The following is a 13,658-nucleotide window of genomic DNA, read 5'->3' as shown; positions in this document are numbered from 1 at the left end:
CAGCCGATAAGCGTGAGCGCTCAACTTTGCGAGAAGCTCTGGAAAGGAGGTGATCCAGCCGCACCTTCCGATACGGCTACCTTGTTACGACTTCACCCCAGTCATGAATCCTACCGTGGTGACCGTCCTCCTTGCGGTTAGACTAGCCACTTCTGGTAAAACCCACTCCCATGGTGTGACGGGCGGTGTGTACAAGACCCGGGAACGTATTCACCGCGGCATGCTGATCCGCGATTACTAGCGATTCCAGCTTCATGCACTCGAGTTGCAGAGTGCAATCCGGACTACGATCGGTTTTCTGGGATTAGCTCCCCCTCGCGGGTTGGCAACCCTCTGTTCCGACCATTGTATGACGTGTGAAGCCCTACCCATAAGGGCCATGAGGACTTGACGTCATCCCCACCTTCCTCCGGTTTGTCACCGGCAGTCTCCTTAGAGTGCTCTTGCGTAGCAACTAAGGACAAGGGTTGCGCTCGTTGCGGGACTTAACCCAACATCTCACGACACGAGCTGACGACAGCCATGCAGCACCTGTGCGCCGGTTCTCTTTCGAGCACTCCCACCTCTCAGCAGGATTCCGACCATGTCAAGGGTAGGTAAGGTTTTTCGCGTTGCATCGAATTAATCCACATCATCCACCGCTTGTGCGGGTCCCCGTCAATTCCTTTGAGTTTTAATCTTGCGACCGTACTCCCCAGGCGGTCAACTTCACGCGTTAGCTACGTTACTAAGGAAATGAATCCCCAACAACTAGTTGACATCGTTTAGGGCGTGGACTACCAGGGTATCTAATCCTGTTTGCTCCCCACGCTTTCGTGCATGAGCGTCAGTATTGGCCCAGGGGGCTGCCTTCGCCATCGGTATTCCTCCACATCTCTACGCATTTCACTGCTACACGTGGAATTCTACCCCCCTCTGCCATACTCTAGCCTGCCAGTCACCAATGCAGTTCCCAGGTTGAGCCCGGGGATTTCACATCGGTCTTAGCAAACCGCCTGCGCACGCTTTACGCCCAGTAATTCCGATTAACGCTTGCACCCTACGTATTACCGCGGCTGCTGGCACGTAGTTAGCCGGTGCTTATTCTTCCGGTACCGTCATCCCCCGGCTGTATTAGAGCCAAGGATTTCTTTCCGGACAAAAGTGCTTTACAACCCGAAGGCCTTCTTCACACACGCGGCATTGCTGGATCAGGCTTTCGCCCATTGTCCAAAATTCCCCACTGCTGCCTCCCGTAGGAGTCTGGGCCGTGTCTCAGTCCCAGTGTGGCTGGTCGTCCTCTCAGACCAGCTACTGATCGTCGCCTTGGTAGGCCTTTACCCCACCAACTAGCTAATCAGCCATCGGCCAACCCTATAGCGCGAGGCCCGAAGGTCCCCCGCTTTCATCCGTAGATCGTATGCGGTATTAATCCGGCTTTCGCCGGGCTATCCCCCACTACAGGACATGTTCCGATGTATTACTCACCCGTTCGCCACTCGCCACCAGGTGCAAGCACCCGTGCTGCCGTTCGACTTGCATGTGTAAGGCATGCCGCCAGCGTTCAATCTGAGCCAGGATCAAACTCTTCAGTTTAAACCTGTTACTGTTTTCGGTTCTTTCGAACCGGTCGCTCACTCAAAGCTGACAGGAATATGAATTGCTTCATAAACCTGACTTACTTTAGTGTGAGACTCTTGATACTTTCGCTATCTGATCCGAAGATCAGCTCGCGGCCATCAAGCGCCCACACTTATCGGCTGTTAATTTTTAAAGAGCATTTCCGCGAGAAATCTATCTTTCTCAGCAGCGCTGCGTTTTCAGCAGCAGAGAAGCGAGATTATGAACCGCTTTTTTCAGATCGTCAACAACTTTTTTAACTGCTTCGTCGCGACGGCTGGGGTTCAACTCCGTGTGCGCCAAGGCTTTGCAACAACCTCGACCGCACCGCTTCCCTTCTTCCCCCGCGCCTTGTTTCCGTTAGCGCGAAAGAGGCGTGATTCTATGCACCCGCCCCCATCTCCGCAAGCCCTTTGTGAAAATATTTTGAAAAAGCCTCCGTGCGCTGCCGCGCACGGAGGCTTGGGGTATGACGGGCCGCAGTCGTAACAGAAACGCCTTATATGAATCGACGGCAAGACTTTCTTTCATCCTATATGAAGGAGGCACGCTGCATCGCGTGTTCGACCGTATTTCACATCCTCGTCTCGCGGGCCGCCTGGTTGCCGAACGCATAGAGGATTTCGCGCCGTCGAGTATCATGCCGCGATCGAACAACGCACTCATACCGACGATGGACAGCACCACTCAATCCGGCGACGCCGATCTCCGCGACGAATACGCCGCGCTGCGGGAGCGCGCCGTCATGCTGGAGGAACAAGTTCCGCCGCTTCTGCAACGTATCTCGGATGTCCTCCCGCGCATCAGCGGCGAATCCGGACTGGCGGACGAGCATCGCGAACGGCTCGTCGGCGCGCGCAATGCGGCGATGGTCTCGATCGAAAACTATCAGCAGGCGATTCCGTTCCTCCAGACCGCCGATTCGATCATCGAACAGCTGGACAAGACGCCCGAGCGCGACGAGGACATCGAATGGCGCGAATCGCTGCTGCAACGGCTCGATGAACTGATCGACGTCGCGGTCGTGATGATCGACGATGCGCAAGGTTATTTCGAGCAGGCGGCCGCTTGCGATCTGTCCAACGTGCCGAAGTCCATTCTCGAAGACTGAGCGTCGCGCGAGCGCGGCGTATCGACTGCCCATGTCAGGTACGCCGTCTGCGGCGCGCATGCACCGCACAGCGCAGCTGCCGACAGTCGGCCACATCTCCCGCAAAAGCTCGCCTCGCCGTAGCCGACATGCGCCGGCCGCACGCCACGGTCAAAGCGCGTCGAGAACGATCGTCTCGCTGACGACCGGTACACGAATATATCCGCCCTGCGCATCGCCATATGCATGCGCGTTTCCGTCGACCACGTATTGCGCGGTCAACGCACAAAGCGTGGCGTCCCGCGCATCGACCGATCGCAGCGTCGATACGTCGATCCCCAGCCGTTCCAGCAATTGCCGGCGCTGGATACATTTCTGCTTCGCGGAAGCAATCGCCTTGCCGAGCATCGCGCAGGTAATCGCGTACGGATAAGTCTCGAAGCTCACGCGGCCGCCGGCATACCGCGCATCGGTCAGCAGCGGATACGCATCCGCCAGCGCGCGGTAAACGCGCTCCCCCATGAACATCCAGTCGAAGAAGCCCGACGTGCTGGCAATCGCCTGCTCGCGCGACGGCGTCGGAAAACACGAGATCCGTTCGCGCGCGAGCGCCTGCTCGGCCGCCCGACGTCCGCTTCCGGTCCACCACCGGCTCGGCGCATCGACACCGACGGCCACGACATCATGCTCGACGCACAGCGCAGGCAACGCCTCGGGCGCAATCTTCGCCTCTCGACACACGATCGCCGAACCACGCAGGATCACGAGATCGCATCGTTTCCTGTCGCCGCCCACGTCGATGCCCGCCACCGCGGGCAGCGGCCGGGCAGCGGATCGGGATCGGACCGCCGACATGGCCGCGCTCAGTGCGTCGGCCGTGCGTCGTACGCGACGTCGAAAATCCCCTCCAGGCCGGGATGCACGCCGCGCATCCGGTCGACGACGGATTTCGCCCAGTCGAAGTACGCCTGCTTGCGCTCGAGCGGCCAGTCCGCGGGCGGATGCCGCGCGATGTCGCGCAGGTTGCAGATCTTGTCGGCCAGCTTCACGAGCTTCGCGCGCCGGCTGATGGTCGCCGCATGCTCGACCTGCAGGCGCTTGCGCTCGTCCTTCGGCAGCGATTTGTCGTCGGTGACCTCCATCACGATGTCGGCGACGTCCTTGCCGAACAGCCGCAGCAGTTCCTGTTCGGTGGTCTCCGTATCCTCGATCGTGTCGTGCAGCACGGCGGCGACGATCACGCGCTCGTCCTCGATGCCGGCTTCGTTTGCCAGCACATCGGCAAGCGCGATCGGATGATTGATGTACGGCGACGCCTCATCGTCCTTGCGGCGCTGATTGCGATGCTTGTCCGCCGCGAACGCAATGGCGGCTACCAGCTTGTTCATATTGACCCCTCGTATGGCCGGATCCGCGATCTTCGGAACCGGTCGCGTGCGTTTCGGAACCGCACATACTACCTGTACGCGATGACCTTTCCCGAGTATCGGGACATCAAGACGGCCAGCGTCATGCGCCGGCCATCCCGCGCTGCAGCGCGACCACGTTGACCTGCGCGCCGAACACGTCCCGCACGAGCGGCAGCAAATGGTCGTGGTGCGTCAGGAACAGCACCTGGGTCCGCGTCGACAGATCGCGCAGCGCCTCGAGTCCGGCCTTCGCTCGCGCATCGTCGAAATTGATGAACAGATCGTCGGCGACGAAGGGCAGCCCCGTCCTGCTGGCCAGTTGCAGTTCCAGCGCCGCGATCCGCAGCGCAAGAAACAGCTGGTCGCGCGTGCCCTCGCTCAGGCCGGCGACTTCGACGGACGCGCCCTGCGTGCGCCGCGCGTACAGCGCCGGCGGCGTTCGTTCGGTATCGACGGTCAGCCGCGCGAATTCACCCAATGTTAGCACTGCGAATATCTCGCTCGCTCGACGAAGCATCGGCCCCTGCTTCTGATCGCGATAGCGATCGGTCGCCCACTTCAGCAAGCGGCTCGCGGTGGCCGCCTCCAGATACTGTTCGGCCGCGTCGCCCATCGCCGCCAGCGCTTCCTGCCGCTTCGCCTCGGCCACGGCCGCGCTCGCGTGGCCGTCGATCGCGCTGAACGCCTGTTGCGCCACGACCTGTCGCTGCGCGAGCTCGTTCAACCGCTTGCCGACGTCGCCGAGCGCTTGCTTGGCCGCTTCGAGATGCACGGGCACGTCGGCGATCTCCTGCTCCGCGACCTCCGCCTCGATGGCCTGCTGGGACAGCCCGTCGCCGTCGCGCACCAGCGCTTCCTTTGCGGCATCGACGGCCTGTCGGAACTGGCGCTGCCGATCCGATCGCTCGGCAAGCGGCAAGGCCGCATCGATCGACGCGACGCCGGCCAGTTGCCGCAGCGGCTGGATGCGGGCATCCGCGCCCGCCACTGCGGCAGACGCATCGGCGAGCTTGCCGTCTGCCAGGCGCACGGCCTCGTCCGCACGACCGATCGCGCGCGCGGTTTCGCGCGCCGCCGCCACGCGCATCGTCAGCTTGCGAGCAACGTCCAGCCAGTCGCCGCTCTTGAGCCACTCGGGTTCGAGCGCTTCGGCAAGTCGCCGTGCACCGGCCTCGAGTGCGGCCAGCTCCGCACGAATCGCGGCAACCCTGTTGCGCGGCGCATCGGCGTCGGCCAGTTCGGCCATCACCGTGTTCGCGAGCGCGAGCGCACCTTCCGCAGCAGCCTGCGTCACTGCGTTCGCGGACAGTTTCGCGTCGGCAAGCGCGTCGCGCCACTGTGTGCCCCACGCATCGTAGGCAGCCTGAGCGTGGCCGGCGCGCAAACGCGCCGTCGCGCATCCGCGTTCGGCTTCGCGCGCGCGATCCTCGAGGCTGTCCTTCTGCGCGAGCGTCTTCTCGGCCGACTGCACGAAGGTTTCGGCAATGGCGATGAGCGCCGCCAGCCCGTCCGCGTCACTGCCGCGCGACACCAGACGCAGCGCCGAACGCAAAGCGGCTTCCGCATCGGTCCGTGCATCGCGAATCGTCGCGAATTCGCGGCGCTGGCGGTCGAGCTCGGCCTGCGCGGCGAATGCCGCGTCGCGCTTCGCGAGCCAGTCGCCCATCGCCGCCAGCGGCATACCCGGGACGCCGGCCGTCGCCGCCATGTCGGACCACGCGTCGCGATGCGCGGCCAACTCGCGTTCGCGCTCGTCCGCGGCGGCCTGCCGGCGCGTCAACACGGCCCGTGCGGACTCGACCTGCTGACGCAGCGATTGCAGCGTCGCCGCCGCTTGCGTGGCGCCGAGCTGCGCATCGACGAGTTCGTCAGCCAGGCGAATCGTATCGTCGACAGCCGGTGCGCCCGTGGCGAGATCGATCGCGCCGCTGCGAATGTCGCCCCACGCGCCATCACGACGCGCACGCGCCGCCAGCACCTCGGCGGTCGTGACGACCTTGTGGGTCTCCGCGAAATGCTTCTCCTGCAGCTCGAGCCGTTCGTGTTCTTCGTGCGCACCGTCCCGTGCGTCACGTGCAGCGGCCGCCGCGCTCGCGCGCTCGCCTGCTTCGTTGAGCAGCGCACCGAGCCGAGCCGCCGACGGCACGTCGAGCACTCGCAGCGTGTCTACCGGCTGGCGCCACTGGCCGAGTGCATCGAGCGAGTCGGCAAGCACACGTTCGGCGGCGGCGATGTCGCGTTCGAGTGCCTGTTCGCGCTGGCCGCTCGCGCGAAAACCCTGCGCCTCGGCAAGCGACGCACGAAGCGCCTCCGGCACCTCGATGGTCGACAGGCGCGCCAACTGCTCCTGGACCTGTGCAAGTTCCTGCGTGCGCTCGTCGAGCGATTCGCGCGCACCGGCCAGCGCCTGATGCAGTGCGCCGTGGTCGCGCAGCAGGTTTGCGACCGTCTTCAGCGACAGCGCGGTCGGCAATGCCGCGCGCAGCGACTTCTCGTCGGTCGGCCAGCCGAGTTGCGCGGCGGCGGCACCCGCAGCAGACAGATGCCGCTCGACGTCCGCGCCGAGCAGCAGCAGATCCTGTGCGTGATTCATGCACGCGCCGCGCAAGCGGTCGAGCGCTTCGATGTCGCCCTCGAGCGCCAGCGCGTCGGCATCCGGATCGATCGCATCACGCGCCTGCCGTTTCGCGAGCAGATCGGCGCGCCGTTCTTCGCGCACCTTCTGTTCGGCCGCGAGATCGCCCTGCGCTTTCAGCAGATCCGCATACGCGGTCGGCGGCAACTCGACGACCGCGCCCAGCTCGGCCAGCGCCGCTTCCTTGACCGTCAGTTCCTTCAGATACGGCGCCAGCCGCCGCACACGCTCGAGCTTCGAGCGCAGCGCTTCGAGACGGCGCTGCTCCGCGCGTGCCCGCTCGATCTCGTGCTCGACTGCGTCGCGCGCCTCCTTGCGGTCGACCCAGTCGCGCGTACGCACCTGGACCGTCTTCAGTTCGCCGACGGCTTCGTTGAACGACGTCTCGGCCTGCGCAAACGCGCTGCCGCTGCGGCGCGGCGCCCACAACTCGCCCGCCCGTGCATCGAGCTCCTCGCGCACGGGCCCGAGCGTGCCGACGCCTGCCGCCGACTCGAACAGCACCTGGCCAAGCTTGTCGGATGCATCGAGAATGCTCCGGCCGCCGTCGACGAGCCGCCCGTGGTCGAGCCCGAACATCTGCTCGAAGAACTCGCGTGTCGCGCCGTCGAGGATCGCCGCGAGATAGTCGTCCGGCAGCTTGTCGTCGGCGGGGGTGCGCAACGGGCTGCGCCCGCGGGCGCGATGAAACGCGAGCGCGCCGGCGCTCCCCTCCAGCACGCCGCCGATCCGCAGTTCGGGCGTCGCGTGCAGGAAGTCGAGCGGCGTCTGCAGCTTCATCCCGAACAGCAGTTCCGACACGGCCGTCCGGATCGTCGACTTGCCGGCCTCGTTCGGCCCCACGATCACATGGAAATCCTGACTGGCCGACGGAAATCGCAGCGTCTCGTCGGTGAACTTGCCGTACTTGATCAGATCCAGCTGACTGATGCGCATCGCTTATTCTCCCCTCGCCAGCCGCGCGAGCAGCGCGGGACCGACCTGCTCGACGAGCGCCGTAAGCTCGCCCGCACGCGCCATCGTCAGCAGCGGCACCTCTTCCTTCACGTCGCTGCGCACCTTGCCGACGAACGGCTTCAGGTCACGCTCGAGCAGCGCGAGAAAGTCCGGATCGTGCGCCGCATCGGCCAGGATCTGCTTCAGGTCCTCCAGCGCTTCGAGTTGCTCGCTCTCGCCCGGTTGCTGCTCGGGCGCGGACGTCGCGAGCCGGACCTTCTCCAGCCACAACCGCTCGTTGCCGATGATCCCGATCTGGTTCAGCACCTCCGCGCGCAACTGCGTCGCACGACCGAAAAAAAGGCCGTGCGCGGGTGTGCGCCCCGTGACCGTCACGCGCACCGCGCGCGGCACATGGCCATCGACCTCCAGCAGCGCCTCCAGCGACTGGCCGATCTTTCTCGACAGATCGGCCACGGTAAAGCAGTCGGACGCATCGACCGAGACGGCTTCCCAGCGCAGCACGTCGAGATACAGGCGTTCGACGTGCGTGCGGCCCTGCTCGAGCGTCACGAGCACCGCGCCACGGCGGCCCGTCTCGCGGATATGGCGCCCCTGCAGGTTGCCGGGAAATACCACGGTCGACGGCCCCGACCATTGCTGGAATTCGTGCACGTGGCCAAGCGCCCAGTAGTCATAGCCCTTCGCGTGCAGCTCCGCCAGCGTGCACGGCGCGTAGTTCGCGTGCGCCGCATAGCCTTCGAGCGCCGTGTGCAGCACGCCGATGTTGTAGCAGCCCGGCACGGGATCCGGATAGCCGATCGCGAGATTGTCGACGACGGCCTTGTCCTTGAAGCTCTGTCCGTGCAGCGCGATGTCGAACTCCGGCAACCGGTGGGTTTCCGGCTTCCTGTGGCCGAACACGGTAACGTTGTCGGGCAGCGTCAGCTTCTTCGTCATCTCGCTCTCGGCGTCGTGATTGCCGCCGAGCACGAATGCGCGAATGCCGGCCTTGCGCAGGCGGCCCATCTGCTGGCCGAAGAAAATGCCGGTGTTGTGGTCCTTCCAGTCGCCGTCGTACAGGTCGCCGGCGATCACGAGGAATGCGACCTCCTCTTCGATCGCACGATCCACGAGTTGCCGCAGCGCCTCGCGCGACGCGTTGCGCAACTGCGCGGCCGGCGCGTCGGGATACGCGCTCAGGCCGTGCAACGGGCTGTCAAGGTGAATGTCTGCCGCGTGGATGAACTTCACGAAGGGTCCTCTGTGTCATGACGAAGGGGCGATGTCGATCCGCATTGTGCGCCGTCGACCGGCGGGCAAGGCCGCCGGTCGCATTTCGGCCGGCTGCCGGGCGCGCGGTCGCGATGCGGCAACGGGCCGATGGTGCCGTCCATCACCGGCGGGTCGCGATGGTACCTGAAAGCGGGCGCCGCAAACGCGCGCCGCCGGGTGTTCCTCACCGATCGCGTGATAGCGCGGTCTCGACGAACCTGCAATCCGAACACGGTAGACGCGATGCGGCGCTCCGTCGCTCGCATCGCAGGGTCTTCCGAAGTCGGTGGCGAACGGCGTCAGCAATGTGCGTCCTCGCGCGCGTCACTCGCCGCGCGGCACGGGCGGCGGAGCAAACCCGTTGTCGTTACCCGGGAACGGATTCGCGTTGCGACGCAGCGTTTCCTCGTCGTTCTCCTTCTGCGCAAACAGCGCGACGCCGATCACGCCGACGTTCGCCGTATCGCCGTACTTCGAATTCGCGACATAGCTGTCGGGCACCGACGCGAAGCGGAACGCGGCGACTTCATCGCGACTCTTGCGAAACCCCTCGATCGTCAGCGTGCGTCCGGGATACAGCACATAGCCGCCGTTCGTGTAGCTGCCCGCCCGGCCCGACAGCACGTCGAGCCCGTCGACCGTCGACACGACCTCGAACGCGCGACGCCCCTGGTTGCGCAGCACGATCATGTAGCGCGCGCCCTCTACGCCGGCCATGTGCCAGCGGCCGTTGCTGCGTGCGAGATGCAGCGGCGCACCCTTCTCGTCCGTAAACGACAGCGCGATGTCGCCGTTCGCGAGCGCGACGCGCGTCGGCAACCGGCGAATTCGCGACGCGGACGGATGCCCGGGCAACGCATCGTTGTAGTAGACCGCCGCGAGATCCGTCGGCGTCGTCAGGTCGGCCCGTTCGAAATCGACCTTGCGGGTTTCGGAACGTACCGACTCGCCCCATGCGGTGCCGAGCCCGCGGCGTTCGCTGGCTTCCTGGCTGGACGGTGCGGGAGCGGGCGCCGCGATGCTCGCGGAAGGCCGGGGCGGCGATGCGCACGCCGCAAGCCACAGCACGCAAGCGAGCGCGAGAAGACGGAGCAGGATGGTCATGATCGTGATGCCTCGGAATGTTATTGGACCACGCCGGACGGGCCGGGCGGCACTTTGGCGTCGTCTGTCGTCACGATGCCGATCGGACATGCTTGCCTGCATCGACAGGCGCCGCCGCGTGGCGCGGCCCGGCAACCGGAAGCCCCGCTATTTAAGCATGACGGGCAGGCAATGGGCAGAGCGTGCGGGGGCCTCCCGTTTCGGTCCGAGGCAAACGCATCCGGTCACGATATGCGGCGCGCCAACAAAAAGGCCCGGCCCGCATCGAAGCGGGCCGGGCCTTGGTTCGGAGCAGATCGCTTACAGCGCGCCGCCTTGTGCCGATGCCGAACCCTTCACGCCGACCGATGCGCCGCCCTGCACCGAGTTCGTCGCGCCCTCGAGCGCTTCACCGGCCTTCACCTTGGCGCCTTGCGCGTGGCTCTTCGCCGATGCCGCGGCGTGCTTCACGTGCGACTTCGTCGCGTGCGCAGCCGATGCCGTCGCATCCTTCGCCGAGCCAGCGGCCGAGCCGACCGCGTGCGTCGCGCCGCCAACCGCATCACCGGCCGCCGAGCCGACACCGTGCAGTGCGCCACCGACGAGACTGCCTGCACCCGAACCCGAGCCCGACGCATTCGCACCTGCGCCACCCTGCACGCCCACGCCGCCGCCGAGCAGCGGCGTCTGGACCTGTGCGCCGACGCCGGCGGAACCTTCCGCGCCCGTCTGCGCCGTTTGTGCGAAAGCAGCCGATGCGATTGCCGTCAGCGCGGCACCAAGCAGGATCGTGCGAATCTTGTTCATGGTCATTCTCCCCAAAGACGTTGTTGCTGCGGGCCGCCTTCGTGCGGCTTGTCGCATGCCTTGCCGCGACGTGCGGCAGGTGGAGCTAATGTAGCGGCGCCAACGTCCGGAGCCACCAAATTGCGGGGACTGTTACTTCAGTTGCAAATGCTGACGATTGACTCACACTGCTTGACAATCTCACCGTGCGGCCATGGATTTTGAATCGCCCGATGGTATGCATCGGCGCGGCAGGCACGAGGCATCGCTCAGCACGGGAAGCGGCCGTTTTGATATGCATTCCAAAGCAAGTGGATCGGCCAGCCGTCGACACGACCCGACAGCCGGCTTCTCGCGATCAATTCGATGTCGTCGGCAACGCATGCCGCAATGTCGGCGTTCCCCGACGCCCTGAACGCGAGCCTGAACGCCTTTTCCCTCAGCACGTCCACTGCCGGCTTGTCGAGCGCGGCGCCCGGATCGCCGTCGACCTCGTCGAACGCCGCCATCCATAGCGTATCGAAAGGCTCGGCATCGCGACTGTCCAGCACGCGATCGCAATCGACGTCGCCGAGGAAATCGAAGAAGCCCGGGGCCGACAGGATTGCGTCCATTTCAAGCAGATACGGGTTCGTCACGGCAATCCCTTGCCACGATACGTGGCGATTCCATTCATCGATCGGCCCTGCCGCGGCGCACTGCATCGGCTTTCGGATCGGCGACGCGCAGCTCCGGCGCTGCCATTGCCGGCAGGCCGGGGCCGCGCGCCGTCCCGGGATACCGTCCGCTTACGGCCTGAACGTGTCGCCCAGCACGACGCCTTCGCGACGCGGATCGGTGCCGCCCTGCAACACGCTCGCCTGCCCGAGCGTCACACGCATCACCGTGTTGACGCCGCTCGCCTGCGCGGACGTCGACACCTTGTGGCCGAGCGCGACGAGCCCCGTGATCAGCGGATCGTTCGCGCCGTTGTTCGACGCGTCGACGTTCGGATGTTCGCCGCCGATGGTCGTCGTCGGGCTGTTGCTGGCGCCGAAATCGACGAGCCCCGCGGATTGCTGCGCGTCGAGCCCCCAGTCGAGCGCGCCGACGAGCGTCTTGACCACGTATTGCGGAATCGTACCGCCGCCCGGCGAACCGGTGGCCATCACGAAAGCGCCACGCGAGCCATCGGCGGCCTTGCCGAACACGATCGTCGGCGCCATCGAGCTGCGCGGCCGCTTGCCGGGTTGCAGGCGGTTCGCCACCGGATTGCCGGCGCTGTCGACCGGGTTCGCCGAGAAATCGGTCAGCTGGTTGTTCAGCAGGAAGCCGTTGGTCATGTGAAACGAGCCCATGCTCGACTCGACGGTCGTCGTCGCACTCAGCACGCTGCCGTCGCCATCGACGATCGTGAACTGGTTGGTGCCGTGCTCGATCAGCGTCGTGTCGACGCCGAGCGGCACCGAGCCGAGATCGCCCGGTTGCGCGGTCCCCATGCTCTTGCTCGTGTCGATCAGCGCCGCACGCGACCTCAGGTACGGTTTGTTCAGCAACGTGTCCCACGTGCCGCCCGGCAGCGGCACGAAGTCCGTATCGGCCACGTACTTGTCGCGGTCGGCATACGCGAGACGCTCGGCCTCGGTCACGAGATGCACGCCGGCGACGGTCGGCTTGCCGCCTTCCAGATCGATCGCCGTCGGCTTCAGCGGCTTCAGGTCGAAGTTCTCGAGAATGCCGAGCGCCGACGCAACCGCAATACCCCCCGAAGACGGCGGCGGCATCCCGCATACCCAGTAGCTGCGATAGGTCGTGCACACAGACTCGCGGCGCTTTGCCTGGTATGCGGCCAGATCCGCGACGGTCGTCTTGCCCGGCGTGATCGTCGAACCGTCCGCGCCCTTCGCCGTCGCGATCTTCGCAACGATGTCCTGCGCGATCTGCCCGGTGTACAGCGCGTTCGCGCCGGACTGCGCCATCAGTGTCAGCGTGCGTGCATATGCCGGGTTCTTCAGTACGGTGCCGAGCGTCTTCGGCGACCCGTCCGCGTTCAGGAAATACGCGGCGGCCTCGGGATCGCGTTTCAGGTTCGCGGCGTTCGATGCGATCGCGTCGGCGAGCCGGCCGCCAATCGGAAAGCCGTTGGTCGCAAGCGTGATCGCGTCGCCGAACAGGCCCTGCCACGGCAGCTTGCCGTGATCCTGCTGCAATGCCTCGATGAGCCTCGGCACGCCGATCGTGCCGATCGAACGGCCGCTTGCGCGCGCGTTCGGTTGCGGCGCCGACTGGTCGCTCTGGTCGTCGATGTAGCGCAGGTAGTTCTCCGTTGCAGCGGCCGGTGCGGTCTCCCGGCCGTCGTACGCCTGCAGCGTCTTGCCGCGCGCATCGTAGTAGAGCAGCACGCCGCCCGACCCGAGGCCCGTCGCCTCCGGCACCGTCAAACCCAGCACGGCCTGCACGGCGACCGCCGCATCGGCGGCCGTGCCACCCCGCTTCAGCACCGCGCAACCGGCCGCGCTCGCATACGCGTTCGAGGTCGCGACCAGGTAGGTTTTTGCATAGACGGGTTTCATGCCGGTGCGATAGCCCGACGCGGCTTCGGGCAGCGACGGGTCACCCGGCTGGTTCGAGCCGACGACGACCGTCGAACCGCTGTTGTCGAGCGCGAGGCAGCTCGCGTCGGATCCGGGTGTCGGTGTCGCGCCGGCGTCGTTTTCGATGTCGTTACCGCCGCATGCCGCCATCATGGCGGCTGCAACCAGTCCGAACGCATACGGGAAGATCGCTGTTCTGTTCATTGTCTGTCGATGTTCTTGTAGGTCGTTGCGATATTCGTCATCGCTGCCTGCGACCCCCTCGGTGCGCG

The 13,658-nt window shown here is 65.3% G+C and carries 9 protein-coding genes and 1 rRNA gene; 1 reads left to right on the top strand and 9 read right to left on the bottom strand.

What is annotated here, in order from left to right; genetic code table 11:
- Nucleotides 1-42: 42 nt before the first annotated feature.
- Nucleotides 43-1,575, bottom strand: a 16S ribosomal RNA gene (locus J7024_RS02675).
- Nucleotides 1,576-2,239: 664 nt separating this feature from the next.
- On the opposite strand from J7024_RS02675, the gene J7024_RS02670 reads away from it, so the two are divergent.
- Nucleotides 2,240-2,710 carry an ATPase gene (locus tag J7024_RS02670; RefSeq protein WP_124897799.1) on the top strand — a complete coding sequence of 157 codons (471 nt, stop codon included), beginning with the start codon at nt 2,240-2,242 and terminating at the stop codon, nt 2,708-2,710.
- Between the two features lie 150 nt (nt 2,711-2,860).
- On the opposite strand, the gene J7024_RS02665 is transcribed toward J7024_RS02670, so the two are convergent.
- The 8 genes from J7024_RS02665 to J7024_RS02630 form a co-directional block, all read right to left on the bottom strand.
- Nucleotides 2,861-3,544 carry a DUF429 domain-containing protein gene (locus J7024_RS02665; RefSeq protein ID WP_124897798.1) on the bottom strand — a complete coding sequence of 228 codons (684 nt, stop codon included), beginning with the start codon at nt 3,542-3,544 and terminating at the stop codon, nt 2,861-2,863.
- An 8-nt stretch (nt 3,545-3,552) separates the two neighbouring features.
- Nucleotides 3,553-4,077, bottom strand: coding sequence for an HD domain-containing protein (locus J7024_RS02660; protein WP_096507993.1), 525 nt, complete (start codon nt 4,075-4,077; stop codon nt 3,553-3,555).
- A 121-nt stretch (nt 4,078-4,198) separates the two neighbouring features.
- Nucleotides 4,199-7,669 carry an ATP-binding protein gene (locus tag J7024_RS02655; RefSeq protein ID WP_234744778.1) on the bottom strand — a complete coding sequence of 1,157 codons (3,471 nt, stop codon included), beginning with the start codon at nt 7,667-7,669 and terminating at the stop codon, nt 4,199-4,201.
- Between the two features lie 3 nt (nt 7,670-7,672).
- The gene (locus J7024_RS02650) at nt 7,673-8,923 is read right to left on the bottom strand and encodes a metallophosphoesterase family protein (protein ID WP_124897796.1); all 1,251 of its coding nucleotides are present in this window, start codon (nt 8,921-8,923) and stop codon (nt 7,673-7,675) included.
- A gap of 345 nt (nt 8,924-9,268) precedes the next feature.
- Nucleotides 9,269-10,048, bottom strand: coding sequence for a hypothetical protein (locus J7024_RS02645; protein WP_124897795.1), 780 nt, complete (start codon nt 10,046-10,048; stop codon nt 9,269-9,271).
- A gap of 300 nt (nt 10,049-10,348) precedes the next feature.
- Nucleotides 10,349-10,834 (bottom strand): hypothetical protein, encoded by a 486-nt coding sequence (locus tag J7024_RS02640; protein ID WP_234744777.1) that lies wholly within the window; start codon nt 10,832-10,834, stop codon nt 10,349-10,351.
- Nucleotides 10,835-11,082: 248 nt separating this feature from the next.
- Nucleotides 11,083-11,451, bottom strand: coding sequence for a hypothetical protein (locus tag J7024_RS02635; protein ID WP_234744776.1), 369 nt, complete (start codon nt 11,449-11,451; stop codon nt 11,083-11,085).
- A gap of 150 nt (nt 11,452-11,601) precedes the next feature.
- Entirely contained in the window at nt 11,602-13,590 is a 1,989-nt protein-coding gene (locus J7024_RS02630; protein ID WP_124897792.1) for a gamma-glutamyltransferase family protein, read from the bottom strand.
- Nucleotides 13,591-13,658 lie beyond the last annotated feature (68 nt).

This window comes from Burkholderia sp. WTPI3 (assembly GCF_021483755.1).
In the GTDB taxonomy this organism is placed as follows: domain Bacteria; phylum Pseudomonadota; class Gammaproteobacteria; order Burkholderiales; family Burkholderiaceae; genus Burkholderia.
Note: the sequence above shows the minus strand (reverse complement) of the source record. Positions and strands in the feature narration are given on the sequence as shown.